Genomic DNA, 25,404 nt, shown 5'->3' with positions numbered 1-25,404 from the left:
CGCGCCGCCCCCACGTGCAGACAGGCTTTCGACGCGGCCCGGTGCCGCGTCCTTTTGTCTTGCCTTCCGCATTTGCCTCCCCCTGTCCCCCAGGTTCTCGATCCCGGCAACTGCGGCCCGGTGGCAAGGCTGCACCAGCAGCCAGCGCACCGGCGAACACGGCAATGGCCGCAGGCCAGCCGTGTTCGAGGCAAGACGCCTGCACGTGGGACGGCTGCGCCGGAGGCAGCGCGAAGTGCAGCGCGGATGCGCTCGCACTGCACGCGCGACGACATGACAACGGCCAGCAGAACGACACGCCCGATAGCACGATGATGCGCAGCGAATCGGTGGCCATCATGGGCGCGACTCCAGCCAGACGGGGCGCGCAACGCCGATCACGGAAGCTGCGCTGACCGGCCCGAAATACCGGCTATCGAACGACGCCGGATTGGTCACACTGAGGAGGAACAGCTCGCCATGCCGCAAGCGGTGGCATTGCTGCCGGGATGGCAGCGGCCGGCCCCAGCGATCGGCAGACAGCACGGCGGCTGAAGGCACGCCGTCGATGCGGACTTTGCCGTCAGCGATGCACACCTCTTGCGGCGCCACCGCGCCCACGCGCTTGAGCAGAGGAATGCGCGTCGGCAGGTAGCCGCGCTGCGCAGCGAGCGCGGCAGCCTCGGCAGGCAGCGGCACCAGCACGATGCTGCCTACCGACAACGGACGTGGTGGCGAGCTGGTGCGATGGTCGAGCGGATCGATGCGATACCAGCCGACCTCCACGCTGTCGGACGGGTTGTAGGTCAGGCGTGGCAGCGGATGCACGAAGGACGCCCAGGCCAGCGCAGCGAGGCCGCAGGCGGACAGGCCCGCCAGCACGAGGCGAGCGCGCACGCGCAAGCGAGGGTGCGGCGCGGTGCCGGAAGTGGAAACTGCGGTCATGGCAGCGCCCTCCCGGCCAGCCAGGCGGCGTGCCGCTCGGCGGTGTATTCGGGCAGCGGCAAGTGCGCTGCGAGCCGGTTGGCGAGCGTGCGCCAGTACGCGGGCGAGACGCCGACAGGCGTGATGCCCAGCGCCTCGATGGCGTCGATGCGCGCCAGCACGGCACGCACCGATTGCTCACCCTCGGCGTGCAGCAAGAGGCGCGCGCCAGGTTGCACGCCGGAGATGCGCTGCGCGCCATCCATCGGCATGCACGCCTGCATCACCATGAGCTGCCAGCGGATCGTGCCGTAGTCGTTGGCCTGCCAGCGGATGCGGCAGAGAACCGCATTCGGCGTGAACACCGCGCAGCGGCGCCAGCGGTCGAACCGGATGATGCGGGCAGGATCACCGAAGCGCAGGTAGAGGTCGAAGCGTTGGTCGATGTATGCGAGCGCAACGCGCGTCAGCGGTACGCCGTCGGCCACGCCGACAGGCGGGATGGACGGCGGTGCCGAAGCCGTCGAGGCGGGTGTGTTCATGAGGACTTCTCCGGGAATTCCCGCTCCAGCAGCGCGCGCAACAGATCGGCCACCGTCACGCCTTGCGTGAAGGCCGATACCTTGATGCGCGCCCGCATGGCGGGCGTGATGTCGAGGGTCAGGCGGGCCGTGTAGAGGTCGCCTTTCTGGAGGTCATCGGCACTGCCCTGGCGAATCCACGCCTCGGCGTGCGGATTCGCGGGCGGGCGAGCGCCGATGCCGATGCGCTTGCCCGTGCGCTTGCTGGCAGGAGTGCTCATGACGGCCACCGCAGCAGTTCATCGACCAGCGCGGTGATTTCGCGCGCGGCGGCGCTGTCTGGCGCCGTCTCGCGTGCAAGCCGGCCGGCGGCCACGCTGTCGGCAAACACGATGCGCTGATGCACTTCCGCGCGCAGCGCAGGAAGCGGCTGCTCGGCCAGCGCGCCGCGGGCCTCGCGTCCGATCACGGTGGTGCTCACGCGCCGGTTGATGACGAAGGCCGCGCGCAGCGCAGGCCGGAACACCTGCGCCTCACGGATCAGCGCCACCATCTCGGCGCTGGCCCACAGGTCGTAGGGGCTGGGCTGCACCGGGATCAGCACCCGCTCGGCCGCCAGCAGCGCGGAGCGCGCCAAGGCAGCGATCCTGGGTGGCCCGTCGATGACGACGTGATCGGCCCGCCTGGCGAGTTCTGGCGCTTCCTGGTGCAGCGTTTCGCGTGCGAGGCCCACGGCGCTAAATAGCCTTGGCAAACCTTGCTGGCTGCGGCGCTGTGTCCAGTCCAGCGCGGAGCCCTGTGGATCGGCATCCAGCAGGATGACCGACTGCCCGCGCATCGCCAGCTCGCCGGCGATGTGGGTGGCGAGCGTGGTCTTGCCCACGCCGCCTTTCTGGTTGAGCAGCGCGACGATCATGACCGGACCCTCCGTGTCGGAAAGCCCGCCTGTTGCCGCTGCGCTTCGCGTCCTGTGGCGGTTGTCCACCGAGGCGCGGCGCTGCTACTACCAGTTAGAGTATTTAAGTTAGGGAAGTTAGGAGAGGCCGAAACCCGCGCCAGTATTAGCTTTGCGGCCGGTTTTGTTGCCTGATAGCACGAGGATTCGTTGCCTGATAGCACGATACCTCTGTTGCCTGATAGCACGAGTCCGTCCACAGGCTGCGCAGCAGTTATCCCCGTGCCGTGGACGGCACGGGCCGGAACGTCAGCAGCGGCGAGGCAATGCCCGAGACGTACTCGATGCCCAACTGGTAGCCAGGCAAGGCTTGCCGCACCACCAGTGCGCGCAGGTCGGCGGCGAAGTCGTAGTACCGCGCCACGCTGCCCGACTTGCGGTACAGGTGCTGGAAGTCGAACTGCCAGCCGCCAGGCTGTCGCCCGCCGTGCTTGCGCACCAGGCGGTACAGCCATCGCTCGATCCCGCCCGTCAGCCGGAAATACGCCGGGTCGATGGTCAACACGAGGGCAGCATCGAGCACGCCCGCATAGAACCAGTCCGGCAGGATCAGTTCCAGCCCCAAGGGGGTGCCCTTGGCATCGGCCAGTTCCTTCCACTCGTTGATCCATGAGAAGCGATGCAGGCGCCGCCCGGTCGTCTCGCGGATCGACGTGGCCACGGTCGTGGACTGCAGCCGATCCAAGGCCGCCTTGAGGCGCTGGTAGTCGCGCAGCGACGTACCGCGCCCGATGAAGCGCAGGATCTCGTAGGGCGTGGCCTGCATCAGCCGCGACGGGCGCAAGCCCGCATCGCGGGCTTCCACAATCTGGCTTGCAGCCCAGATCAGGATGTCCGCATCCCAAATCGTGGCGATGCCATGCTCCTGCGTGCCCTCCACGCGGATCGTGATGCCGCTGGCGCGGAAGTCGATCGGCGCCGTGCGCCGCGACTTCGCCAGCGAGAAGAACGGAAAGGCCATCAAGTCCTGGCTGTCGCGCGGCGCCATGTCGCCCGGCAAGGCGCGGAACAGATCGAGCTGTTCGCGCTCTTGCATCGGTCGCTGCCGCATGGGCAGCGCGGGGCTGGACATGGCGAAGGCCACCCGCGCGCCAGCGATCAGCGCGCACGGCTGTCCGCCGAATGCTGCTCGGCGTACTCGGGCTCGGACGTGCTCTCGAAGCTGCGCTCGGCGGCCCAGGCATCGAGGTCGACCACGGCGTACATCACGCGGCGGCCGAACTTGCGGAACTTGGGACCGCCTCCCAGCACGCGCTGCTTTTCCAGCGTGCGCGGCGACAGGCGCAGGTACTCGGCGGCTTCGTCGTTGGTGAGATAGCGTTGGGGCTGCGCGGCAGCGGTCGAGACAGTAGCGGCAGGCCGCAAGGGAGCAGGACGCATGGTGAGAACCTCCATCGGTTGCAGGGCTCCGGCCACACAGCGCAACCGGATGAAGGCAGTCTCAGAAAACGAAGCCCTCCTGCTCAGGGTCGTTTTGCGCTCTCTTCAAAACGACCCTTCTCAAGCGGCGGCAGTTGTGCTAGGCGGCGATAGCCGCCGCGCATCAACGCATCGCCGCGCCGCACCAGGCGGCGCACCTTGGAGCGCAGGCCGCCGTCGCTGTACCAGCCGGCTGCGGCGTCCGCACCGAACAAGCCCTCGGCGACGTCGCGCAAGGACGCGCCCGCCAGGGTGGCGTCGAGCGCCTGCAGGGTGTGTAGCTCCAGCAGCGCCGCAGGCGGTGGCCTGGGCCGAGCCATTGACGCAGGCGTACCAGGCATAGGGGCCGCAGGGGCGGCGTGACGGCCACGATAGGCATGGGCCACGGCCATGCCGTCCTCCAGGCCAGGCGCCAGCGCATAGCGCTGGCAAAGGCTGGGGCTGCGCGCGATCAGCGCCAGACCCTTGCCGTCGTGCAGCAACTGCTTGTGGCCGGGGATGCGCCAGAACGCGAAGGCGGTGGCATCCGGAGGCGGATCGGCATCGGGGTGAAGCTGCACCACGGCCCCATGGCCGGGAAGCCAGGCCGGATGCGCGTCACGCGCATCCACGTCCGGGTCTTCCAGCAGACGCAAGCCCCAGCGATGCGCGGCATCGGGGCAGCGCGCACGGCGCAGCCAGTCGATCCGGTAGTCGGGATGGCGGCGCAGGTACTCCCAGGCCAGTGCGAGCGTGTCCAGACACAGGACGTAGAGGTAGGCGGCGGTCGGATACCAGTGCGCGAGGTGGTGCGGTTCGGCCATGACGCAAGCTCCCGTAGAGCAGGACGGCCGTCACTGGTTTCACACGCCAACGTCACCGCATCGAACTAGCATCCAATCGTGAATAAGCTGGTAGATTAGTAACTTGCGTGTCAAGACGAAAAGCATCCGATGGATTGCGCGGATCGTCTGAATGCGACGGTGGCGCGCGAGGAAATGCGGCCTCCTGCGCTATCCACCGTGCCCGATGGCACGGCTGGCGTCATGACCGTTTGCGTCAGGGTGGCACTGGTTTGGTGCAACAGTGCGGATTAAGACCTGACGGGTCTGGAGCAAGACCGAAATAGCCTCAATGCGCCCGGCTTGGCCGTGGCGCGAACGGCTCAATCGAGGACGGAACCGTTCTCCTGGGCCAGCCGCAGGTACTCCGACAACGGGCGCACCGCCCGGAAATACCGATCTCGCATCACGGGCTGTTTGCTCGGCCCGACGATGGATGCGAGGTCGGACAGCTTGATCTCGCCCAGCTCAGGCATGCTGATCCCCAAGTCGATCAGGCCATGGGCCGTATCGCCGTCAGCGGGGTCAAGCGACACCAGCAGCCAAGTGGCGTGTGCGTCCGGCGTGAACAACCGCACCACGGGCAGCGGGTCGATGGCCCGGCCAGCGGCCCGGACCCGGCCGTGTTCCAGCAGTTGCTTGCGCTCGTCCTCGGTCATGAGTTGGTTCATGGGCGTTACCTCATTCGCACAAAACCGCCGAAGCGTGAAAGCGCAAAACCGCATCGGCGGGTTTGTGGAAAGGCACGGATGCGGTTTTGTGCTTCTGTGAGAAGCTGCAGATACGGATTTCCGTAAAAGCACGAAAGCGGCAGGCGGGCATAGTTGAACACTATAGATTGTAGCCCTATAGGGCTCAATCGGATGTCATCTTGGATTTTGCGGAGATCCAGGGTTGGCAGCGAAACATACATTGTCGGAGGCACTAAAGACCATCAGGAAAGCACGTGGTTTGAGCCAGGAAGCGTTCTCGGACGTGTCCAGCCGCACCTACATGAGCACGCTGGAACGCGACCTCAAAAGCCCCACCTTGAACAAGCTGGCCGAGCTGTGCGAGGTCATGGAGGTGCACCCGCTCACGCTGCTGACGCTGGCCTATGCCGGCGACGATCTGCAGCAGGTCGATCAGCTTCTGGTGCAGGTGCGCCAGGAGTTGGAGACTGTGGCGAAGAAGAGTGACACGCCATAGCGTGCGACGTCGCTGGCGTGGCCGATCCGGCGCTGCCGGTTCGGGGGATTGCAGGGGCGCCAAGCATCGCGCGGCGGGGATAGGCCGCAGGGCTTTCCCCCGGAGGCAAGCGCAGCGCGCAGCGCCGCAGGCGCGAAGGCGTGAGGGATTGGAGCCGGATGGCCGTGACGGCGAAGTCGGCACGGGGCGCAGCCCGTAAAGCCCGGCGGTGCACGGCACCGACACGCCCGGCCGTTCTTGCAAACCGAAGGCTGCAACGTTCAGGAAGCAACTCGACACGGCGCAGCCCAGGCGGTGGTGTCGCCTCCTTGAAGTGCCGCGAAAGCAGCACAGCGCCCCGCCGCAATGGGCGGGGCGCTGGCAGCCGTCACGCCGCTTGGGGCTTGCTGCGCGACCAGATCAGGTCGTGTGTCCCGTCCTCGCCTTCGCCTTCGATCAGGCGGGCATAGACCGTGGCCGGGAATGAAGGATCGTCGAGGGTCACGGAGATGTATTCCCGCCCGGCCTCGCTGGTCTTCTTCCATGCCGCGCCGATGTCGTGGCTGGCGGCCTGCAGGCGAAAGTCCGGGGCCTTCTCGTTGTCGCCCTTGTCGTTGGGCACCAGCTTGACCTTGACGTTGAGCGTCAGGGTGCGAAGCGTGCCGGTGTAGCCGTCTTTGTCTGCGGTGAAGCTGCCGATGTTGGCCATGATGGATCTCCTTTTGGTGGAACAAGGTTCGCGCCCATCGCGTCCTTGTTGTGATCCGGCCGGCGGGGGACGGGCGGGCTGCACCGCTTGCGGTCGCAACGCAGTGGAGAGCCGGGAGGCGAAAAGAATTTGTCCCGCGAGGAATGCGCCGAACGCAGTGACAAAGCAGGGGAAATTGTTTTCGCCGGACGGTTGCAGCCATGAAGCCCGAGGCGCAGCCGCGCCACCGCTAGGATTCACAACAACACAAGGACGCCTTGGGCCGAACCGCATCGAAAGGAGGCAGGGCCGGCTCGGCATCCCCGCACGAAGGCAGCACCGGCTCGCCCACTGACGCGGGCCAGGTCAACCATCCGACGACAAGCGAGAACGCCCCGGCCGCACCTTGCGGCGCCGGTCTTGAGGCGTGGCGTGGAAGCTCCATAGCGATGCCGGGCGGGATGTCCGTGAACCGTCCTTCGTGACGTGATGGGCGAGAACCGCCAGCGTTGAGGACGGCACGCATTCGCACAACCTGCCGCAGCAAGCACCAGCGTGTTCGCCAGCTCCGTCCATTGCGGCGGGGCGCTGGCCGGGCCGATCCGGCATCGACGGTTCGGCGGCATCGAGGGGCGCCAAGCTCGCGCGGCGGGGATGGGCCTTGCGCCGATCCCCCGGAGGCAAGCGCAGCGCGCAGCGCCGCAGGCGCGAAGGCGTGAGTGGATTGAAGCCGAATGGCCGTGACAGCGAAGTCGGCACGGGGCGCAGCCCGAAAGCCCGGCGGCGCTACGCGCCGACACGCCCAGGCCGTTCTATATTTTGAGCAGGGAACGCAGAACACCATGACCATCCAGCTACGACACGAAACCACGAACGACATTGCCGCTATCGAGGCCGTGACCATTGCCGCCTTCGCCGATGCGCCGCACACCAGCCACACGGAGCAATTCATCGTGCGTGCATTGCGCGACGCTAGCGAACTGACGCTTTCCATCGTGGCCGAAGAACACGGCCAGGTCGTCGGCCATGTGGCTCTGTCGCCGGTGACTATCACCAACGACCACGGCCACAAGGCCAAAGGCTGGTGCGGCCTGGGGCCGATCTCCGTCCTGCCGCAGAGGCAGGGGCACGGCATCGGCTCGCGCCTGATGGAACAGGCGCTGTCTGAACTGCGGGCCATGCAGGCCGAAGGCTGTGTGCTGCTCGGAGAGCCCGCGTACTACGGGCGCTTTGGCTTCCAGGCCCATGCGGGCCTGCAACTGCCGGGCGTGCCGCCCGGCTATTTTCTCGCACTGGCCTTCCATGGGCCAGTGCCCGAAGGCATCGCGCAGTACAGCGATGCCTTCAACGCCGCCGCCTGAGTGCCAGTGAAGGCGGCGGCGTAATGCCCCGGCAATTCGGCTTCAACACCGGGCGCGGCCACCGCCGCGCCCGGATTATGCGTTTCACCGCGCCCAGGGCGGAACGGCCTGGGCGCGGTGCTGACGATGATCATTCCTTCGTTTCGATGATCCACCACACGGCACGCGGCAAGGCGCGGCCCGTGATGGGATGTATGTCGGTGAGGTCAGCGCGGGCCGACCAGCCCGAGGGCGGTCGGTAGCCGCGCACGTCGCCATCGCCGTGCCAGCGGCGGGCGCGCACCGTGCCGGGTGCATAGACCGCCGCCATGCGCGGGCGGTTGGTGGTGGTGCGGGTCATGGGGGCTTCTCCTTGCAGCGAAGCGCCCCGGTCGAAGCCGGGGCGCTTGCCTTCGGCGTGGGTCAAGCGGCCAGCGCCTCGGCGGGTTCATCCGCCATTGCCTCGGCATCCTCCGGGGCGTCCTGCTCCGGGCCTGCCTCCTGCGCGCTTTCCTTCACTGCCTGCTGCGGGCCTTCGACCTTAAAGATGGCAGGCATCCAACCCGCGCCATCGGCCAGCCGCTCGGCTTCGCTGGCAATGTCGGCCTTCTTCAGCTTCGCCAGCCGGGAAACCTGATCGGGCGCGTACTCGCCCACGGCTTGCAGAACTGCCGCCTTCGGAACGTGCTTGAAATACCCCTCGGCGGTCGGCTGCCACCATGCGGCCATGTCGAGGCCCACGGCCTGCGCCAGTTCCTCGCCGGGCTGGTGCGGTGTGGCGCGAGGCGTCACCACGTCCACCGTGGAAGCCACGCACACGGCCAGCAGCTTGACCAGTTCGCCTTGCTCCATCGCCAGCAGCGCGGCAAACAGTTCGGCGCTGTCCTCGGGCAGCTTGCCGCTCCACGCCTGCTGCAATTCACGCAGCGCCACAGCGGCGGGTGACTCGGGCCAGTCCGGGGCCATGCCGTCCAGCCGGTCTTGGACTTTCAGGCTCACGCCCAGCGGCAGGTCGCGCCCGTAGTAGCGGCCCTGCAAGACGGTCTGCACCATGCCATGCACCAGCGCGGCCACCGCCACCTGCGGATGCCGGGCCACCTCGATTTGCAGCGCGGCGGTGCGATGGGCGCTCAGGCGCTGGGCCAGTCGGTCGGAAATCGCTGCTGCCTTGGGCGGCTCGTCGTCCTCGCCTTCGTCATCGTTCGCGGCATCTGGGTCGCTGAACCCTTGGCGCAGCTTCTCCAGTGTGCGCAGTGCCTTGGCCTCGGCCTCGCGCAGCAGTCCGCGATGAATCACCACCTCGCCGTTGCGGCCGATGGTGACGATGGCCCCGGCTGCGGCCTTCACGTTCGCGCCGTACCCCTGCAAGCCGTCTTCCAGCGCCTGCAACTGCTCGCCCAGCCGCTCGCCTTCCTCTTGCAGCGCATCGGCCTTGTCCTCGTCGTCGGCGTCCGTCGCGGCATCAATGGCTTCGGCCACCTCCTGCATCTTGGCTTGCAGCCTCTCGATGCGCTGTGCTTCGCGCTTGTTCGGCTCGCGGCGCTCCCTCGGCGCACGCTGGAAGGCGTGCAGATCGGCATGGGTCACGCCCGGCGTGGCATCAGCCCAAGCCCAGCCCTCGGCCTTCACCTCTGCGGCGATGCCCGCCAGCTTGTCTTGCGCCAGTCGTTCCAGCAGCGCGGCGTCGGTCAGGTACACGCCTGCATCGCCCTCCGCGAACAGGTCGCGGCGGATGCCGCCGCCCGCCTGCTCGTAGGTGTCCAGCCCGACGAAGCGCACCAGCGGATGCCGGTAGGCGTCAATCTCGCGCTCCGTCAGACGTTCGCGCAAGTGCGAGGGTTGGCGCTGCCATTGCGGCGCATCGTAGAACGCGCATTCCTGCGCGGCGTGGTCGTCGGTGATGGAGAGCGCCATCAGCTGATCGAGGCTCACGGCATCGGCCCGGTAGTCCTCCATCAAACGCGGCGAGACATTGGCGAGCTTCAAGCGGCGCTGCACCACCAGCGGCGTAACGGAGAAATCCGCCGCAATGTCCTCAATCGGTCGGCCTTCGGCCACCAGCGCGGCGAAGGCTTCAAACTGGTCTGCTGGGTGCATGGCTTCGCGCTGCACGTTCTCGGTCAGGCTGGCGGTGCGGGCCGTGCCATCGGCCACCTGCAGGCAAGGCACGTCCCAATCCTTGGCGATACGGTGCTTCTTTGCCAGCAGCTTGAGGGCCGCAAAGCGTCGGCCACCTGCCACCACCTCGTAATGCAGGTCATCGGCGGCGGGAATCACGATCAGGTTTTGCAGCAGGCCCACGCGCTGAATGCTCGCGGCCAGCTCGGGGATGGACATGCGCGGGACGGTCTTGCGCACGTTGCGGCCCGTGGGGCGCAGCACCAGCCGCGACAGCGGAACCAGAATCATGTGCTTGCTCGGGTCGGCGGCTTGCAGCACGTTTGCGCGGCTGTCGAGGGCTTGAGCTTCGGTGTAAGTAACGGCGTTCATGGTGAATCTCCAATCAAGTGAAACAAGGGAATGGAGGGGAAACCGCCCCTCCGGCGGGGAACACGTCAGAGGGGGTCAGGCCTTGAGGGCGCGCATGCCATCGGCCAGCAGCCACAGGGCGCGGTTCAGGCGAATGTCCGAATCAATGCCCTGCACGGGGCGGGTCTGCTGTCTGCGGCCATTGGCGGCGCGGCCATGCAATCCGCCCTTGGTCAGGTTCTCCTGCGTGCGGTTGAACACGCTCCACAGGTCGGGGCGGCGGTCGTCGAAGCGGCGCGGCATCAGGATTTGCGATTCCGTGACGGGCGCGGGCTTGGTTGGGTCGTCGTACTTGAGGGCCAGCGCGGCGCGGGCGAACACTTCCGATTCCCCGGCATCCAGCGTGATGGCCTGCATGGATTCGCGCGATTCCTGCGCATGCTCGAAGCCGCTCAGCACCTGATAGGCGCCCTCGATGACATGGCCCGCCACGTCGCCCTTGTGGGGCACGCGCACATCGCCCACGGTGTCGCCGCAGACAAGGCCATTGCTGCAAACGAAGCGGAACATGCCACCCAGTAATTGATAGCTGCTCGTGCCGTCGTGCGAGTTCAGCAGGATGATTTCATTGGCTTCGCGGGCGTTGATCTGGTTGGCGTGGCGCAGGCGCAGCATGTGTTTCGTGTGCTCGCGCCGGCCCTCGTTGCGAACGCGGGTCTGGCACACCATGAAGGGCTGAAACCCCTCTTTGCGAAGCTCGGTCAGCACGGCGGCGGTGGGGATGTAGCTGTACCGCTCGGAACGGCTTTCATGGGGGGCATCCGCGAAGATGGACGGGGCCACGCGGCGGATCTGGTCATCGGACAGCGGGGAGTCGCTGCGCAATGCGGGGGAATGGGAAGCGAAGCGGGATGCGAGTTGCATGGTCTTTCTCCTGAACAAAAAGGCTGTTGAAGAAAACCGCACACCGGATTCCAAGATTCGAAGCCCAGCCTTTCGGCTGTTCGGTGCGGTCGGCGCGAGGAACCCGGTTGGCCCTGTTGCCACCGTCTTTCCTGAGTTCATCGCCCGCGACGAAAGGGAGCGCGCGGACGGGGGCCGTCAAGGAAACAAGCGCAGGGTGGGGCGGCCCGCAGGCGCAGCCGAGGACACGGCCCTGCGCGCCTTGACGGCACACGGCCGCGGGCTACAGTCGCGGACAAGGTGATGAAGTCAGGGAAGAGGACTGGACATGGCAACGGCCATCCCACAAGCCGACCGCACGGCAAGCGAAGCGCGCAGGCTCGAAGCTGGAAGCCGGGCCGGAGGCGTCAGCCGAACGGAGTGAGGGAACGATCGAAGCCCGAAGGGGGCGAGACGCCGCAGGCGGCTCGATGCGCTAGCACGAGAGCGCGACCGGCCATCTCCCAGGTGGCCGGGGACGCCCACATGACTTCAATGAAATCCCCGTGGACAGCTACCCACCCAGCCATCGGCAAAATGGCAATGGCATGGACATACGAGCCCTACAAGACGATGAACTGATGGCCCAGGCCCGAGACTGGCGGCAACGGGCACTGCGCGGCGAGAAGGACGCACGCGGCCTCGCGCACGAACTGGAATGCGAAGTGCGCCGGCGCTTCCCCAGGAACAATGCGCCCCATGCACTGCCGCCGATCCAATTGCTCGGCGCCGTGCCGCAAACACCCCAGCGGCGCTGGAAGCCCTGGTAAGCACCGGCTCAAAGGCAGCCCGCCCGCATGACTGCGCCACGGCCGATCGGCGCTGATCCCGAAATCCCCCCGAAATAGCGCGAATTTCGAGTGGCCCGGTCACGGGCCAATGCCTACCGTGGAATCTCCACCTTCTGGAGAACCACCATGAGCGATCCCATGCAACCCGGAACGCCTGCGCCTGGAGCAGAAGGGCCTGGCATCTTTCTGCCGACCCTCATCTGGACCACCGACCGCAAGACGGTAGGCAACGAGATGCAGCGCCTGCTGGGACGGCGCGCACAGCTCAACGTCCTGCTGTCCGCCTCCGAAGAAACGGACGACGGCACCACCTGGTACGCAATGGCCCAGGCCACGCTGAACCAGCTGGACTGCGATATCGAACGTCTCTTCGAGTGGCTGGGCGACTACGAACCCGACACACCCACGCCCGAAGTGCCATCGTAATGTCCGGCATGAAGGGAGCGATCCGGCACCAGCCGGTTCGCTGCGCGAGAGGGGCGCCAAGCCTGCGCGGCGGGGATAGCCCGCAGGGCTTTCCCCTGGAGGCAAGCGCAGCGCGTAGCGCCCCGCCAGGGGCGCGAAGGCATCAGGCCGGGTCGTCGGGGCGCAGGCTGGCTTCCGACACCGGCATCCACGGCGATGACGAGTCCAGCAGGTAGCGCGCACCGCGCGCGTACAGGCCCGAAAGTCCGCTGGGACGATAAAACCCGGTGACGCGGCACCGGAACTGTGCGCCAAACTCGTTGGTATAGATCACCGCGTCGCCGAGCGCAAAGCGCAAGGGCTGGCCGTTCTCCGGTGGGAACGGCTTGAACGCATCATGCTCTGCCGTGATTTCGAGGATGTAGTCGTGGTGGCTGCTCATGGCCTTGACCTCCTGAAATGATTGAGAACGCTCAGGAGCGCCTTGCGGCGCCCCAGAACCAGGTCAGACAACGACACGCCCCGCCAGCCGCGCATCGCGCGCATAGGCGCTCAGCCGCTTCTCGGCACGAAAGTGCAGATCCCGCTCTACCGGCAAGCCCAGCCGCCCGCGCACGGTCGCCAGTTCGGAAAAACTGACCCAGCCGATTTCCGGCATCCCTAGGCCCAGGTCGCAAAGACCGAAGGCGTGATCGTGGTCATCGGGATCAATCTCGGTCAGCAGCCAGGTCGCGCCGGCATCCGGCGTGAACAGCTTGACCACTGGGGCCGGATCGAAGTCCGGGTTCTCCAAGGATTCGCGGCCGTTGGCCAGCAGCACGATGCGCTGCTCGTCCGTGATGAATGCGTGGTTCATGGTGAACTCCTGTAAGGTTACCGGGCGGAATTGCCCAGCCCTTGCAGGGCACGGCGCAGCGCAAGCAGTCAAAGATCGAAGACGGCCGCCAGGCCGCAAGCGCCGAAGGTGCGCAGTCATTGACGGCGGGCACGCCGTGGCACGATGAAGGGAACAGCAAGCCGCCACACCTCACCACGCAGCCACCCCGGTATTGACAAGCGTAGCGCGCAGGTCCGAAGCGTCAGTCCAGATCAGAGCGTCCGGGCTTGAAGCCGGATGACTGCGATTCGGCACGAAGCTCGGGGCGCAGCCCATGAGCCCGACGAAGGAACGTCGGGATGCAGGCCAAGTTGCCAGCAGGCAGTTGAAAAGTGGTGCTGGCCTTCAGGCGCTGTCAATTTTCTTGATCTTCCGGATACGCCGCCTGGGGAATCGGCACCCAGCCATCGCGGGTGATGCCTGCCCCGATGCGTATGTTCTGGCTTTCAGTTGCCGCCCAGTGCCCACCCCGGTGCAATACGGCGCGAATCACCGACTTCCGCGGATGATCCTCATCCGCCTTGGCAGAACTGCATATGGCATTCCAATGGTGCTTGTCCGGCATACTGTTCAACCGTGGGCCGAGCAGTTGATCCAAGACTTCGGTCGAAACGTTGTGTCGCCCGCCGTGATGGGGCACTTGGAAATACCGAATACCTGGCAGCGCGAGTCCCACGAAAGGTGCGTAGTCGATCACCTCCTGCAGTGCTTCACGCCCGGCATCGCCAGTAAGCATGACGCGATGACCGTTCAAGACAGCCGACTGCACCACACTCATTTCATTCTCACGACTGGTCGGCTCAGGCGGGAAATATTCCTCGCCCCACAGGGACTTGATGTAGGCGGTCGCGGCCTTCACTGCCCGGAATATGCTGCTCAGCGCGCTATCAAAAGCACTTTCTTCGACAGCTTCCGGTGTCTTCGCGGAGTCCACGATCAGGTCCAAGTAGCGCCCCAGGGTAGGTGCCATGACCGCGAACGGACCGATGCTCTGCCCCTGAAGGGGGGCATGGATTGGAATTCCCTTCTCCACCGCAATATCCTCAAGAATTGCCGTGGCATCGTAGATTGAGCGCAACTTCCGTCGCAGGGCTTCAACCGATTCATAGGTCTCAAAGCGATCGATCAACTGGTCCGCGTATATCCACGGCCGGTTGATCCAAAGATTCCTGACCGTGCATTGCTCCAGGACTTTTCGTAGTCCGTTGGCGTGATCGCGATCTGGGTGCGTGAGGATCACATGGTCGATGACTGTTGTTCCATAGTACGTCTTCAGATGCTCGACTATCTGATCACCCGTATCCAGATACCCACCGTCAACAACGTGCACGCCCTCGGTGCCATTCACCGAGTAGCGCAGCGTGATCGCGTCCCCGCTTTTCGCTGTTTCGACGCCAAGAAAGTCGATCTCGAAGTAGTCAGCCATACATCCCTCTTGTTTTATGCCAACAAAGTGCCGGTGGCTTTGCACCTACCAGCGATCCACCGCACACGTGAGTCCTGTCGGAGTCCATACCAACGACACGGCCGGAAGGCCGCCAGCATCCTCGGCGATGCCGCGCAATGTATTTCGGTCGATACCCGAATGTGCGCCGCCTTTCGGGTGGCTGTGCCACGTTCCTATAAAGGCGAGATACCCCAAAGAGGCCGCGTTTGCGGCGCGCAAATTTTGAACAAGCCCGTTGGTTCCGAGGACGAAGCGGGCGGCCTCTCGAACACTGTCAGGCGGTGCCTCAACAAGGCCTGCAATGGTGATGGTTCGATTTTCAAACGAGATGCGGCCGATCAAGGCGCCGCCTGTTTCCAGAGCACCCCAGCGCAGCGCATCAGCATGGATTGCTTGCGCAACTGGGGACAGGACCCGAATGTTCCAGCCACCATCGTCTGCGACTTCAAGCGCAGTGGTCGGGCCAAGGCTGGCGCGGGTCCATGCCATTCCAAGGCCTTCGGCATCTGAGATTCCGGCGCAAAGCGTCGCTTCCTTCGGAAGCCCATCAACGAGCCATCGTTCCAGTTGCAGGCCGGCCAGTGACGTCGACCGCGAAACAACGGCGTCAGACATAGGCATCGTCAGCGAACGACAGTTGTCACCCACGAAAATCCGAGTCGGCTCAGACGTCTCGCCGGCAATCGACGCACGCAGTTCCGGTGCAAACCGGCAGCACTCGAACAAGAACGCCGTGAGGTCGTCAACTCGGCCGGCACGGCCAGCTCCTTCGAGCAATACCGCCACACAGCGCCCCTGACCATACATCGCGATCCGTGCCAATCGGGCTGGGGATTGATCCAACGCTGCCGATTGTGTTTCTGCAGCCAGCACCTGAAGTGACGCCGTCGCATCCACGATGAGGGCCGCATCCTGCGGAACGGTTGCCGCAAACTGTTCCGGATCGACCAAAAGAGTCACTGCGTCGGTGTCGAACGCTCGCGATTGAAGATGCGACAGCGATTCAAAGGCTGTCTTCATCAGCGCCGACTTCCGAGGCGGAACCAGAACTGATGCCCGCTCAATGAGTGCATGCCGCGCGGCGTTGTGAGGCGACATGGGTTCGTTGTCGACGAAAGTCATCGAACCAAAGCCCGCTCGCCCCAGTTGCATCGCGACTTTCGATCCCACGCTTCCGCAGCCGAGCACGACCAGCGGCTGTGATGTGGCTGCGTATGGAATGCCGGACGTCCTTGCCAGCAGTTCAGGAGACAACGCATGCGCGTGAAAGGCCGGGTGAACCGTGGCGTTACGCTCCAGGAGCGATTGAGCGTTGAGTTCATAGCGCACCACATAGGGCAATACCTCGACACTCCTCCCTGGCGAGCCCACAAGCGACGCTGGCCTTTGCACAGCCAGAATCACAATCGCGTACAAACCATGCACCCAGCCATGCGAGTCCTGTCGCATATCCAGGATTGAGCGTCCGAAATAACCGTCCACTTCCTGGGCCAAAGCGTCGCGATCAATACCAAGCTCCGCTGCTCGATCGAGCAGCGTCGCGAGATCGACAACTGTCTCTGGTTGATAGCGTCCGATCACATGCGGGAGGCCGTCGGTCATCGGAGCGCGCGCGATGAAGGCCGCGGCATGGCCGTTCCCCCATTTGCCCAGCTTGTCGTTGTGAACATCCTGATAAAACACAGGATCGACTTGTGCGGTCAGTTCGGCGTTGATGATGACGTACAGACCGCCATCGATCGTCACGTAGCCTGCGGGAACCACCAGAATCGTGCCGTCAGCGGGAGCGGCGGCCGCGACCTTCTCGGCACTGAATACAACGGTCGAAGGACAGCTGTCTCGGCGCGTTGGTTCCCACCCCTGCTCCAGGTCCAGGAGTGTTCCGGCCGCGGCCTTGTGCAGCCAGTCGATCAACTGATCGACAACGGCGTCCAGGCCAAACCGATGCAGCAGCTCGTTCAACGACCCTTCGAATAGGCACGGCGAGACTAACTCGCCTTGGCGATGGGGGTTGATGTGCGGCAAGTTGAGCGGGAAGTCCGCACGTAAGAAGGGCTCGGGTGCAGACAGGGGCCAGTCACTACCGAATACCAGCACGCACGTCTCGACGGTGCGCACTCCGGTCTCAGAGATACCATTGCGCCGAGACCTGTTCGGCAGTTGGACCGCAACATCGACTTCAATCTCCGTCGATGCACCAGTTGTCCTTGGCTCGCCAACGCGGATAAGGCCTCGATGCCGCTGAAGTTGATGCAGTGCGTCTGCGATGGTGCCCGTCATGATGCTCCGTGCGGCATGGGGGTGCGCGCAGAGGTCACCACGGCAGCGGCCTTCGATCCGGACTCCTTCTTCGAGGGAGGTTGCACACCCTGAGCGGTTACGGTGAAAACGAGCGGTTCCACGGACTTTTCGCTGGGGTACTCGCCTGTGCAGTAGAACTCGCCTTTTGCTTCGTCCACGATCGTCACGTACTCACGCTTCGCACGGATGCAGGGCGGATCGCTGTCATCATCTGCAATCGGCTTGCAGCTGGCGACGATGACGGCGCCGTCACGGGTCTGCGAAAGCGCCTTGCGAGCATCAGCATCGAGCTTGGCTTTTTCACGGTAGTCGGACCAGCTGTCATAGGACAGCGAATGCCAGGAACAATGATGAGGCGCCTGCATGATGTCGTACTCAAGCACATCTGCTTCAGCCTTGTGGCGTTGCCACTGGCGGTTCCAGATGAACACCTCAGCATCGCCACCAGTAAGGAATTTCGCACCATCCGGCGTCTGCGCGTCAGCCGCCAACGTGATGTTCAGAATAACGCTGGACTGGTTCTTGACCAGGCACTCTTCCTCTTCCTCGTCATCCTGGGCGTCCAGTGGAGCCAAAAGAAACGCAGAAAAGAATGCGGAACTCTTGCCATTGATCGTTGAAAAGCGCGTGTCCACCTTCCGCACAATCGAAGTGAGATCATCGGTTTTTCCGTCGATGTCCTCGCCCATGATCTGAATGCGGTCACCGTTCCCGACGGCGAAATTCTTGTCACGGTTCAGTTGCACGCGCCGACGCGCCTCCGTGTTGAATGCCTTGGCGTCGTCGCTCAAGGTGTGCGTCTTGCTGGCGCGTCGAAACACGATCGGGGACGACCACATCTCGCGGATCACGATTTTCTTGTCCTTGTCGTCCTTCTTGTCGTCCGGGTACTTGTCGAGTGGCCCTAGGTAGAAGTGTCGCTTCAACCCTCGGCAATGGTCTTGATCCGGGTGGCTCAGCAGGAACGCATCGACATACGGCCTGCCGTTCTCATCCTTCTTCAGTCGTTCGCGCAAATCCTTGGCGACATCGCGCGCCTCCCCGTCAGGGTCGTCGGCGTCTTGCCTGATGTTTACGTCGATCAGCAGAGTCGTCGCGTCGAGATCGCCGAACTTGATGAGGGTCATGTCCCCGTTGTCGACGGGAAAAAACGTGATGGTTGTAGGCACTGGGGTCTCCGGGTAGACGACCGAAGGATGATCGCGTATAGTTAATGTACGACGATTTTTTATATCCGTCTACTTTTTAGGCGTGACTGATGCAAAAACCTTCCGTTCCTGCCGCCGAACCTGCTGAGCCTAAGGGGCTAAGTTGGGGGCTGGAGAGCAGACTTCAATTCATCGATTTCCGTCTGCGCTGGGAGCGGCGCATCAACCGGATGGATCTCACCGAGCACTTTGGTATTTCGGTCCCGCAGGCATCGCTGGACATTTCCAAGTACATGGAGTTGGCGCCGAGCAACCTGACTTACGACCGCAGCTCCAAGACCTACACGGCAGCGCAGAGTTTTCACCCGCTTTACCAACGAAGCTCGGCGCAACGCTATCTAGCAGAACTGCTAGCGACAAAGATGGGAATTGTCGAGCCGACGGCCAGCTTCATCGGCTCCGCGCCGGAGACAGATTGGGCCCCGTCCCCTTGGCGCACGATCAATGAGCAGACCGTCGAAGCAGTGGTGCGCGCAATCCGCCAGCAGGAATCCATTCTGGTGAGCTACCAGTCCATGACGTCGTTGGATGAATCGGTTCGCTTGCTGTCTCCCCACGCCCTTGGCAATGACGGTTTTCGCTGGCACATGCGCGCGTTTTGCCACAAGCGCCAGCGCTTCAGCGATTTCGTCCTTGCTCGAATCCTGCGCATCGATGGCTTCGAGGCGACCCAAGTGGACTCCAACCAAGATTCGCATTGGCAAACTGTATTGACGCTGGTACTTGCACCGCATCCCGATTTGCCTGCAGCCAAGAAACGAGTCTTAGAGTTGGACTACGGCATGGAAGATGGAGAGGTCAAACTTCCATGCCGCCAAGCGTTTCTGTACTACACGCTGAGACGTTTGGGTTTGCATACCAAGGAAGCACCAGACCCCCTCGCACAGCAGATCACGCTGAAAAACCGCGATGAAATCCAACCCTATATCGACGCCTTGGCGGCACAGGCCTGACTTCACATGACAACAATTTTTGAACTGGTCAAAGACCCCTACGAGCGCAAGGCACGTGTTATCCCTGGCCTTCTTGTGGCCTTACCCGTGCTGGTGCCGCTGTTGTGCGTCTACGGGGCTCGGCACCCTGTGCTTACAGGTGTGATCGGCCTGCTGGGCGGCTGCGGCGCTATCTATGCACTCGCGAGCGTAGCGCGCGGACGTGGTAAAAAACTTGAAGAGATGCTGGTCTCAAAATGGGGTGGCATGCCCACGACCATCGCACTACGCCACCGCGACAAGTTCCTTGATGGTGTCAGCAAGCAGCGTTATCACACGGCGATCACTGCCAAGTTGGGTATCGCCATGCCAACGGCAGAAGAAGAATCAGCAAACCCAGACAAGGCAGACGACATCTACATCGGTGCCACTAAGCGGCTTCGCGAACTCACGCGTTCCAACAAGCAGCTCTTGCTGAAAGAGAACATCGCCTATGGATTTCATCGCAACATGCTGGCGATGAAGCCTGTCGGTATCCTGTCGTGCCTCATGGGCGTCGTCTACGGATTGTTGATTGCAAAGATTTTGCAGGTAGCACCTCTCCAATTTGACTTGGTGCACCTTGCCGATCCAGGGCTTGCCGCAGGCTTGACATTGCTCATTTCGCTGGCGCTACTTGCCGCATGGCTACTGTATTTCGATCAGGACGCAGTAAGGCGGATGGGATTCGTCTATGCGGAACGTTTGTTTGAATGTTTGCCGTCGTTGCCTTCTTCCTCCTCACGGAAGAAAGCCGTAAAACCGACTACAGACTGAGGTTCTGCCCAATCTCCAAACAGGCGTATAGCTCCGCAGGTGTGTCTACCGCTTCCACGTCTTGGGACGAATCGTTCCGCGAGACTCCAGCAAGAGCCGCGTGCTTTCCAGTTCCTTTTGCAGCACATCGGTATCCGGCAGAACCATCCGGTAGTTCGCCGCCATGACCTTGGTGGGTAAGCCCTCCAGCGCATACCGCGCCAGGGCGAGCCCCTTGTCGGCACAAAGAATCAGCCCCACCGGCGGGTTCTCCTCGGGATAGGCCCAGTGTTCCTTGGCATAGTTGCAGTACATGTGCATCTGGCCCACGTCCGCATGCGTCAGACTCCCCAGCTTCAGGTCGATGATGACCAGGCAGCGTAACTTGCGATGGAACAGCAGCAAGTCCACCCGATACCAGGTCTGGTCGATGCGCAAGCGCCGCTGCCGTCCAATGAAGGTGAACCCTTCACCCAATTCGAGCAGGAAGTCTTCCAGCCGCCGGATCAAGGCGGCCTCCAGATCGGACTCCGAATACTCGTCCTTGAGGTCGAGGAACTCCAGCACATAGGGGTCTTTGATGGCATCGCCGGGCGCGACGGCATCTTCGGGCTTGGCCACCGCGCCCTTGGCCAGCATCGCCGCCTTGTTTTTCGACAGCGCCGTGCGCTCGTAGAACTGGCTGCCGATCTGCCGATCCAATTGGCGCACGCTCCATCCGCCGCGCAGGGCCTCAGCTTCATAGAACTGGCGCGCATGCTCGTCCTTGACCGACAGCAGCCGCACGTAGGCCGACCAAGGCAGCGTGAAGACCTGTGCCAGCTCGTCAAGCCGCCACGGCCGCATGGGCTTCGGGGAAGATTTGCCAGACACTGTCTGGCGAATTGGCCGGGTCAGAAAGAACGATCGCATCTGCTGCAGGTTCTGGCGACTGAACCCGCGGCCGAACTGCCGTGTGAGGTCGCTGGACAGTCGCTCCATCAACTGCTCACCATAACCCGCACGCCGCTTGCCCTGTTGCTCAGCCTCCACGATGCGGCGACCAATCTCCCAATAGCTCGCCGTCATCAGTGCATTGACGCTGCGCGCCGCCGCCTGGCGCGCAGCGTCAAGCAGATCCACGATGCCGCTGTGGATGCCGGCGTAGCCGGCAGGCAAAGCAGCGGGTGCGGCTAGCACCGCCGCATGCGTCTTCCTGGTCATGCTGCTACCTCTGCGGGACGTTGCGCCTCAGTAATCGTCTTGCGCCGGTTCGCCACCAGTTCGGCGGCCTTTCGCACGGGATCATCCTCGGTATGGACGTAGCGCATGAACATCGCCACGGTCTTGTGCGCCGTCAGCGCCATGCCGACCTTGACCGGGATGCCCGAGTTGGCAATGTCGGTCGCCGAGCGGTGGCGGATACCGTGCGTGCCGACGTGCGTGGCGCCCGCCGCCTTGAGGGCGCGGCTCCAGCCGTTGTAATACTCGCCCGTGGTCAGATGCTTGCCCGGATGGCTCGGGGACGGGAGCACGTAGGGAATGCCTTCCGGCCGCGGCGCCGTCGCGAGCAGCCGATAGGCTACCTCGCTCATGGGCTTGGACATGCCGCCGGTCTTGCTGTCGGGCCAGATCACACGGCGGTTGTCCAGGTCCACCCAATCCCATTGGAGCGTCACGATTTCGGAGCGGCGGCCGGCGAACTCGAATTGCAGGCGGATCGCCAGCGGGATGACGTAGTTCTCCAGGCCCTCGGCCTCGATGTGCTCCAGTCGCCGAAACAGCTTGCCCATGTCCTCGTCGCTGATGAGGTGCGTGGCCTTGCCGTTGGGGTACATCGGGACGTGGCGGCAGGGGTTGGTGCCGTCCGGCCGGTGGCCCCACACCTCGGCCAGGTTGAACATCTTGCGCATCACGCTGAAAGCACGGTTGGCCTCGGCGGGCTTGTGGGCCATCTTCTTCATCGCTGTGGCCACGTCCGGCCGCTTCACGTCCTGCACCTTCAAACGGCCCAGCATCGGAACGATGCAGCGGTCGATGACGGCCTGATACCCGCGCTGGGTGCTGGGCTTGTTGCGCTGCTTGGAGTAGTCCTCCATGAACTTGGTGCACAGCTCCTTGACCGTGGGGGCTGAACGGGCGGCGGCCTTGGCCGCGCTGGGGTCGCCGCCTCGGCGAACCTCGGCCAGCCATTCTTGGGCCAGCGAGCGGGCCTGTTCGACCGTCAGTTCCCCATACAAGCCCAGGGCGGGCTTGCGTCGCTCGCCAGCGTTCGTGCGGTACTGGAGCATGAACACCTTGCGGCCCGCTGGTGTAACCTTGCACAGGAAGCCGGGCACCAGCGTGTCCCGGAGTTCGACGGCCTGCGCCTGGGGTTGTGCCGCATCGACTGCGGACTTGGTGAGCTTGAGTTTTGCCACGATGACTCCTCGGAAAGACCCGATTCCCAAGAGCCATGTAGGGGCCATCAGAGGGGAAGCCGGGTCAGGTTTCGGAAAGCACCGGCATATGTTGGACTCGCCTAAGTTATTGATAAACCTGCTGTATCGGGCTTCGGCGTAGTCCAGCAAAGTTCGGTGCTGGAGTCATGGTGAAATGAAAAAGGCCCCGGTTGCGATGCACCGGGGCCTTTCCGTTACCGACGATTTTTCCTCATCGCTTGAGGCCGGTCAGTGGACCGACGCCTCCCGCCCACCGGTGGAACTCGCCACCGGCGGCAGGGCGAAGCCGAGCGGCGGACGCTCCGGTGCCTTGAAGCCGTGCGCGCGGTCCTCCTCGACCACCACGCCGTCCAGCGCCAGCCGGCCATCCACCACCGACAGGGTCATGGTGGTCTTGCCCTCCACCTCCTCGTCGAGCAGGCGCTCGGCGATCGGGTCCTCGACAAGTCCCTGGATGGCGCGCTTCAACGGACGGGCACCGAAGGCCGGATCCCAGCCCAGATCGCCCAAGCGCCGCTTGGCCGCTGCATCGGCCGCCAGGGTGACGCCGCGCTCGGCCAGCCGCTCGTTGACGCGGGCCAGCTGGATGTCGACGATGCGCGACATCTGGTCCCGGCCCAGCCGGCGGAAGATCAGGACATCGTCCAACCGGTTGAGGAACTCCGGCCGGAAGGCCTTGCGCACCGCGTCCATCACCTCCACCGTCGCGCCAGCCATGTCCTCGTCGTCGCCCAGGGCGCTCAGCGCCTCGGCCCCCAGGTTGGAGGTCATGATGAGGATGGCGTGACGGAAATCGGCGGTGCGGCCCTGCCCATCGGTCAGCCGCCCGTCGTCGAGCGCCTGCAGCAGGACGTTCAGCACGTCGGGATGCGCCTTCTCCACCTCGTCCAGCAGCACGACCTGATAGGGCCGGCGCCGGATGCGCTCCGCCAGCGAGCCGCCGTCGTCATAGCCGACATAGCCCGGCGGCGAGCCGATCATGCGGCTGACCGCGTGCTTTTCCATATACTCCGACATGTCGAGGCGGGTGATCGCCGTCTCGTCGTCGAACAGGAAGGCGGCCAGTGCCTTGGCCAACTCGGTCTTGCCGACGCCGGTGGGGCCGAGGAACAGGAAGGAGCCGGTGGGGCGGCTGGGGTCCTTCAGCCCGGCACGGGCACGCCGCACCGCCTTGGACACCGCACGCACCGCCTCCTTCTGGCCGACGACGCGTTCCGCCAGCTTGTCCTCCATGCCCTTCAGCCGCTGGCGTTCGCCCTCCAGCATCCGTTCGACCGGAATGCCGGTCCAGCGGGTGACGACGGCGCCGATGTCCTTGGCCGTCACCTCGTCACGCTCCGTGCTGGCGCGCGATTCGGCCTCGGCCAAGCGCTTCTCAAGGTCGGGCACAACGCCATAGGCCAGCTCGCCGGCCTTGGCCCAGTCGCCGTCGCGCTGGGCGCGCTCCAGCCTGGTGCGGGCCTGGTCCAGCTCCTCCTTCAGGCGGCGGCCCTCGGTGCGGCGGGACTGCGAGGCGCGCCATTCCTCCTCCATCGAGGACTGGCGGGCTTCCGCCTCGACCAGTTCGCCTTCGAGGACGTGCAGCCGTTCCTGCGACGCGGCGTCGGGCTCTGCCTTCAGCGCCTCGCGCTCGATCTTCAGCTGGGCGACGCGGCGGTCGACGGCGTCGAGCGCCTCCGGCTTGCTGTCGATGGCCATGCGCAGGCGGCTCGCCGCCTCGTCGACGAGGTCGATGGCCTTGTCGGGCAACCGGCGGTCGCCGATGTAGCGCGCCGACAGGCTGACCGCCGCGACCACCGCCGCGTCGGCGATGCGCACGCCGTGGTGCACCTCGTACTTACCCTTGATGCCGCGCAGGATCGACACGGCGTCGTCCACCGTCGGCTCGTCCACCGTCACCGGCTGGAAGCGGCGGGCCAGTGCGGCGTCCTTCTCGATGTATTTGCGGTACTCGTCCGGCGTGGTGGCGCCGACGCAGCGCAGCTCGCCACGCGCCAGCGCGGGCTTCAGCATGTTGGCGGCGTCCATCGCCCCATCGGTGCGGCCGGCGCCGATCAGGGTGTGCAGCTCGTCGATGAACAGGATGATGCGGCCATTGGCCTCCTGCACCTCGCTCAGCACCGACTTCAGCCGCTCCTCGAACTCGCCGCGGAACTTGGCGCCGGCCAGCAGCGCGGTGAGGTCGAGCGCCAGCACGCGCCGGTCCTTCAGCCCTTCCGGCACGTCGCCGGAGGCCAGACGCTGGGCCAGCCCTTCGACCACGGCGGTCTTGCCGACGCCGGGCTCGCCGATCAGGACAGGGTTGTTCTTGGTGCGGCGGGCCAGGACCTGGATGGTGCGGCGGATCTCGTCGTCACGGCCGATGACCGGGTCGAGCCGGCCCTGCCGCGCCTCTTCGGTCAGGTCGCGGGTGTAGCGGGCCAGCGCCTCGCCGGCGGTCGTCTCGGTCTCCGCATCGGCGGGATGGTCCTTGCGCTGGGCATCGGCGGCGGCGGCCAGCGCGTCGGCATCGACGCCGGCGCGGCGGAACAGCGCGCGCAGCGGGCCGCTTTGGCGGGCGAGGCTTTCCAGCAGGCGTTCGGCGGTGACGAAGCGGTCGCCGCCGTTGCGCGCCGAGGCGACGGCGCCCTGCAGCACGGCGGCCAGCGCCGGCGACATGTACAGCGGCTGCGGGCCTTCGTTGGCGCCCGGCTGAACCGGAGCGCGGGACAGCTGTTCCTCGGTCGCGGACTTCAGCAGATCGGGGTCGCCGCCGGTGTCGCGCACCAGACGCGCCGCCACGCCGCTGCCCTCGTCGATCAGGGCCTTCAGCAGATGTTCGGGGAGAAGCTGTTGATGCCGCTCGGCAAGGGCGGCAATCTGCGCGGCCTGAATGACGCTGCGCGCACGATCGGTGAATTGACCGAAGTCCATCCGGCACTCCGTTTCCAAGGTCTTCCGCCCAGTCATCCGGCGCGGAACGGCGCCCCCGCGGTCCGCAAAATGCGCGACCGCCCGGCGCCT

28 protein-coding genes are annotated in these 25,404 nt (G+C 64.7%); 7 read left to right on the top strand and 21 right to left on the bottom strand.

The genetic code is table 11. From position 1 onward, the window contains the following. The 9 genes from FZ983_RS34520 to FZ983_RS25925 all read right to left on the bottom strand — a co-directional run. Window positions 1–340 (bottom strand): hypothetical protein (locus tag FZ983_RS34520; protein WP_149226816.1); only part of this gene is annotated, 340 nt, incomplete at its 3' end. Continuing rightward, window positions 337–924 (bottom strand): S26 family signal peptidase, encoded by a 588-nt coding sequence (locus tag FZ983_RS25965; RefSeq protein ID WP_011517538.1) that lies wholly within the window; start codon window positions 922–924, stop codon window positions 337–339. The genes FZ983_RS25965 and FZ983_RS34520, both read right to left, overlap by 4 nt. After that, a complete protein-coding gene (locus FZ983_RS25960) occupies window positions 921–1,445 on the bottom strand; it encodes a DUF2840 domain-containing protein (protein ID WP_003056183.1) in 525 nt (174 codons plus the stop codon). The genes FZ983_RS25965 and FZ983_RS25960 overlap by 4 nt, the downstream gene beginning before the upstream one ends. Beyond that, window positions 1,442–1,705, bottom strand: coding sequence for a hypothetical protein (locus tag FZ983_RS25955; RefSeq protein WP_003056186.1), 264 nt, complete (start codon window positions 1,703–1,705; stop codon window positions 1,442–1,444). The genes FZ983_RS25960 and FZ983_RS25955 overlap by 4 nt, the downstream gene beginning before the upstream one ends. Further along, window positions 1,702–2,340 carry a ParA family partition ATPase gene (gene parA, locus FZ983_RS25950; protein ID WP_003056189.1) on the bottom strand — a complete coding sequence of 213 codons (639 nt, stop codon included), beginning with the start codon at window positions 2,338–2,340 and terminating at the stop codon, window positions 1,702–1,704. Before parA ends, FZ983_RS25955 begins: the two co-directional genes overlap by 4 nt. 253 nt (window positions 2,341–2,593) lie before the next feature. After that, entirely contained in the window at window positions 2,594–3,451 is an 858-nt protein-coding gene (locus FZ983_RS25940; RefSeq protein WP_011517539.1) for a replication initiator protein A, read from the bottom strand. Between the two features lie 26 nt (window positions 3,452–3,477). Then, the gene (locus tag FZ983_RS25935) at window positions 3,478–3,759 is read right to left on the bottom strand and encodes a helix-turn-helix domain-containing protein (RefSeq protein WP_023123353.1); all 282 of its coding nucleotides are present in this window, start codon (window positions 3,757–3,759) and stop codon (window positions 3,478–3,480) included. Between the two features lie 83 nt (window positions 3,760–3,842). Continuing rightward, window positions 3,843–4,601: a DUF2285 domain-containing protein gene (locus FZ983_RS25930; RefSeq protein ID WP_011517541.1), complete on the bottom strand. Its 759-nt coding sequence runs from the start codon at window positions 4,599–4,601 to the stop codon at window positions 3,843–3,845. A gap of 341 nt (window positions 4,602–4,942) precedes the next feature. Further along, window positions 4,943–5,290, bottom strand: a complete 348-nt coding sequence (locus FZ983_RS25925) for a DUF2958 domain-containing protein (RefSeq protein WP_003056199.1) — start codon at window positions 5,288–5,290, stop codon at window positions 4,943–4,945. Window positions 5,291–5,513: 223 nt separating this feature from the next. Here FZ983_RS25925 and FZ983_RS25920 point away from each other — a divergent pair, with 223 nt between their 5' ends. After that, a complete protein-coding gene (locus FZ983_RS25920; RefSeq protein ID WP_016452551.1) occupies window positions 5,514–5,807 on the top strand; it encodes a helix-turn-helix transcriptional regulator in 294 nt (97 codons plus the stop codon). 367 nt (window positions 5,808–6,174) lie between these two features. Here FZ983_RS25920 and FZ983_RS25915 read toward each other — a convergent pair whose 3' ends face one another. Continuing rightward, window positions 6,175–6,495, bottom strand: coding sequence for a DUF736 domain-containing protein (locus FZ983_RS25915; RefSeq protein WP_017407758.1), 321 nt, complete (start codon window positions 6,493–6,495; stop codon window positions 6,175–6,177). Between the two features lie 821 nt (window positions 6,496–7,316). Here FZ983_RS25915 and FZ983_RS25905 point away from each other — a divergent pair. Continuing rightward, window positions 7,317–7,835: an N-acetyltransferase gene (locus FZ983_RS25905; RefSeq protein ID WP_011517543.1), complete on the top strand. Its 519-nt coding sequence runs from the start codon at window positions 7,317–7,319 to the stop codon at window positions 7,833–7,835. Window positions 7,836–7,965: 130 nt separating this feature from the next. Here FZ983_RS25905 and FZ983_RS25900 read toward each other — a convergent pair whose 3' ends face one another. From FZ983_RS25900 to FZ983_RS25890, 3 genes are all read right to left on the bottom strand, one after another. Next, entirely contained in the window at window positions 7,966–8,175 is a 210-nt protein-coding gene (locus tag FZ983_RS25900; RefSeq protein ID WP_003056207.1) for a hypothetical protein, read from the bottom strand. Between the two features lie 62 nt (window positions 8,176–8,237). Next, window positions 8,238–10,304, bottom strand: coding sequence for a ParB/RepB/Spo0J family partition protein (locus tag FZ983_RS25895; RefSeq protein ID WP_003056209.1), 2,067 nt, complete (start codon window positions 10,302–10,304; stop codon window positions 8,238–8,240). A gap of 75 nt (window positions 10,305–10,379) precedes the next feature. Then, complete coding sequence (locus FZ983_RS25890) at window positions 10,380–11,207, bottom strand: DUF932 domain-containing protein (RefSeq protein ID WP_003056211.1); 828 nt, start codon at window positions 11,205–11,207, stop codon at window positions 10,380–10,382. Between FZ983_RS25890 and FZ983_RS25885 the strand changes: the two genes are divergently transcribed. From FZ983_RS25885 to FZ983_RS25875, 3 genes are all read left to right on the top strand, one after another. Next, window positions 11,206–11,490, top strand: a complete 285-nt coding sequence (locus FZ983_RS25885) for a hypothetical protein (protein ID WP_031654920.1) — start codon at window positions 11,206–11,208, stop codon at window positions 11,488–11,490. The genes FZ983_RS25890 and FZ983_RS25885 overlap by 2 nt on opposite strands. 241 nt (window positions 11,491–11,731) lie before the next feature. After that, window positions 11,732–11,995, top strand: coding sequence for a hypothetical protein (locus FZ983_RS25880; RefSeq protein WP_012204589.1), 264 nt, complete (start codon window positions 11,732–11,734; stop codon window positions 11,993–11,995). A 147-nt stretch (window positions 11,996–12,142) separates the two neighbouring features. Beyond that, on the top strand, window positions 12,143–12,442 hold the full coding sequence (locus FZ983_RS25875) for a hypothetical protein (protein ID WP_003056213.1): 300 nt from the start codon (window positions 12,143–12,145) through the stop codon (window positions 12,440–12,442). A gap of 142 nt (window positions 12,443–12,584) precedes the next feature. Here the strand turns inward: FZ983_RS25875 and FZ983_RS25865 are convergent, their stop codons facing one another. From FZ983_RS25865 to FZ983_RS25845, 5 genes are all read right to left on the bottom strand, one after another. Continuing rightward, window positions 12,585–12,863 (bottom strand): hypothetical protein, encoded by a 279-nt coding sequence (locus FZ983_RS25865; protein ID WP_003056215.1) that lies wholly within the window; start codon window positions 12,861–12,863, stop codon window positions 12,585–12,587. Window positions 12,864–12,926: 63 nt separating this feature from the next. Then, entirely contained in the window at window positions 12,927–13,277 is a 351-nt protein-coding gene (locus FZ983_RS25860; RefSeq protein ID WP_012204591.1) for a DUF2958 domain-containing protein, read from the bottom strand. A 376-nt stretch (window positions 13,278–13,653) separates the two neighbouring features. Next, window positions 13,654–14,724, bottom strand: coding sequence for a hypothetical protein (locus FZ983_RS25855; protein WP_003056219.1), 1,071 nt, complete (start codon window positions 14,722–14,724; stop codon window positions 13,654–13,656). Window positions 14,725–14,769: 45 nt separating this feature from the next. Further along, window positions 14,770–17,025 carry a ThiF family adenylyltransferase gene (locus FZ983_RS25850; RefSeq protein WP_149226814.1) on the bottom strand — a complete coding sequence of 752 codons (2,256 nt, stop codon included), beginning with the start codon at window positions 17,023–17,025 and terminating at the stop codon, window positions 14,770–14,772. Continuing rightward, window positions 17,022–18,215, bottom strand: a complete 1,194-nt coding sequence (locus FZ983_RS25845) for a hypothetical protein (protein ID WP_003056221.1) — start codon at window positions 18,213–18,215, stop codon at window positions 17,022–17,024. Before FZ983_RS25845 ends, FZ983_RS25850 begins: the two co-directional genes overlap by 4 nt. Window positions 18,216–18,304: 89 nt before the next feature. Between FZ983_RS25845 and FZ983_RS25840 the strand changes: the two genes are divergently transcribed. Further along, window positions 18,305–19,207, top strand: coding sequence for a WYL domain-containing protein (locus FZ983_RS25840; RefSeq protein ID WP_003056222.1), 903 nt, complete (start codon window positions 18,305–18,307; stop codon window positions 19,205–19,207). A 6-nt stretch (window positions 19,208–19,213) separates the two neighbouring features. Beyond that, a complete protein-coding gene (locus FZ983_RS25835) occupies window positions 19,214–20,002 on the top strand; it encodes a hypothetical protein (RefSeq protein ID WP_003056223.1) in 789 nt (262 codons plus the stop codon). 45 nt (window positions 20,003–20,047) lie between these two features. Here the strand turns inward: FZ983_RS25835 and FZ983_RS25830 are convergent, their stop codons facing one another. From FZ983_RS25830 to clpB, 3 genes are all read right to left on the bottom strand, one after another. Continuing rightward, entirely contained in the window at window positions 20,048–21,184 is a 1,137-nt protein-coding gene (locus FZ983_RS25830) for a PDDEXK nuclease domain-containing protein (protein WP_149226811.1), read from the bottom strand. After that, complete coding sequence (locus tag FZ983_RS25825) at window positions 21,181–22,380, bottom strand: site-specific integrase (protein WP_149226809.1); 1,200 nt, start codon at window positions 22,378–22,380, stop codon at window positions 21,181–21,183. Before FZ983_RS25825 ends, FZ983_RS25830 begins: the two co-directional genes overlap by 4 nt. Before the next feature lie 249 nt (window positions 22,381–22,629). Continuing rightward, window positions 22,630–25,314, bottom strand: a complete 2,685-nt coding sequence (clpB, locus tag FZ983_RS25820; protein ID WP_149226807.1) for an ATP-dependent chaperone ClpB — start codon at window positions 25,312–25,314, stop codon at window positions 22,630–22,632. Window positions 25,315–25,404 lie beyond the last annotated feature (90 nt).

The organism is Azospirillum sp. B21, assembly GCF_008364825.1.
Lineage (GTDB): Bacteria > Pseudomonadota > Alphaproteobacteria > Azospirillales > Azospirillaceae > Azospirillum.
The sequence above is the reverse complement of the archived record's forward strand: the minus strand, read 5'-3'. Positions and strand labels throughout refer to the sequence as shown.

Coding starts and splice junctions, on each gene's coding strand:
- FZ983_RS25925 (WP_003056199.1), bottom strand. CDS start 5,290: ATGAACCAACTCATGACCGAGGACGAGCGCAAGCAACTGCTGGAACAC.
- FZ983_RS25900 (WP_003056207.1), bottom strand. CDS start 8,175: ATGACCCGCACCACCACCAACCGCCCGCGCATGGCGGCGGTCTATGCA.
- FZ983_RS25885 (WP_031654920.1), top strand. CDS start 11,206: ATGGTCTTTCTCCTGAACAAAAAGGCTGTTGAAGAAAACCGCACACCG.
- clpB (WP_149226807.1), bottom strand. CDS start 25,314: ATGGACTTCGGTCAATTCACCGATCGTGCGCGCAGCGTCATTCAGGCC.
- FZ983_RS25855 (WP_003056219.1), bottom strand. CDS start 14,724: ATGGCTGACTACTTCGAGATCGACTTTCTTGGCGTCGAAACAGCGAAA.
- FZ983_RS25890 (WP_003056211.1), bottom strand. CDS start 11,207: ATGCAACTCGCATCCCGCTTCGCTTCCCATTCCCCCGCATTGCGCAGC.
- FZ983_RS25860 (WP_012204591.1), bottom strand. CDS start 13,277: ATGAACCACGCATTCATCACGGACGAGCAGCGCATCGTGCTGCTGGCC.
- FZ983_RS25850 (WP_149226814.1), bottom strand. CDS start 17,025: ATGACGGGCACCATCGCAGACGCACTGCATCAACTTCAGCGGCATCGA.
- FZ983_RS25915 (WP_017407758.1), bottom strand. CDS start 6,495: ATGGCCAACATCGGCAGCTTCACCGCAGACAAAGACGGCTACACCGGC.
- FZ983_RS25875 (WP_003056213.1), top strand. CDS start 12,143: ATGAGCGATCCCATGCAACCCGGAACGCCTGCGCCTGGAGCAGAAGGG.
- FZ983_RS25835 (WP_003056223.1), top strand. CDS start 19,214: ATGACAACAATTTTTGAACTGGTCAAAGACCCCTACGAGCGCAAGGCA.
- FZ983_RS25865 (WP_003056215.1), bottom strand. CDS start 12,863: ATGAGCAGCCACCACGACTACATCCTCGAAATCACGGCAGAGCATGAT.
- FZ983_RS25895 (WP_003056209.1), bottom strand. CDS start 10,304: ATGAACGCCGTTACTTACACCGAAGCTCAAGCCCTCGACAGCCGCGCA.
- FZ983_RS25935 (WP_023123353.1), bottom strand. CDS start 3,759: ATGCGTCCTGCTCCCTTGCGGCCTGCCGCTACTGTCTCGACCGCTGCC.
- FZ983_RS25930 (WP_011517541.1), bottom strand. CDS start 4,601: ATGGCCGAACCGCACCACCTCGCGCACTGGTATCCGACCGCCGCCTAC.
- FZ983_RS25905 (WP_011517543.1), top strand. CDS start 7,317: ATGACCATCCAGCTACGACACGAAACCACGAACGACATTGCCGCTATC.
- FZ983_RS25940 (WP_011517539.1), bottom strand. CDS start 3,451: ATGTCCAGCCCCGCGCTGCCCATGCGGCAGCGACCGATGCAAGAGCGC.
- FZ983_RS25965 (WP_011517538.1), bottom strand. CDS start 924: ATGACCGCAGTTTCCACTTCCGGCACCGCGCCGCACCCTCGCTTGCGC.
- FZ983_RS25955 (WP_003056186.1), bottom strand. CDS start 1,705: ATGAGCACTCCTGCCAGCAAGCGCACGGGCAAGCGCATCGGCATCGGC.
- FZ983_RS25830 (WP_149226811.1), bottom strand. CDS start 21,184: ATGACCAGGAAGACGCATGCGGCGGTGCTAGCCGCACCCGCTGCTTTG.
- FZ983_RS25960 (WP_003056183.1), bottom strand. CDS start 1,445: ATGAACACACCCGCCTCGACGGCTTCGGCACCGCCGTCCATCCCGCCT.
- FZ983_RS25840 (WP_003056222.1), top strand. CDS start 18,305: ATGCAAAAACCTTCCGTTCCTGCCGCCGAACCTGCTGAGCCTAAGGGG.
- parA (WP_003056189.1), bottom strand. CDS start 2,340: ATGATCGTCGCGCTGCTCAACCAGAAAGGCGGCGTGGGCAAGACCACG.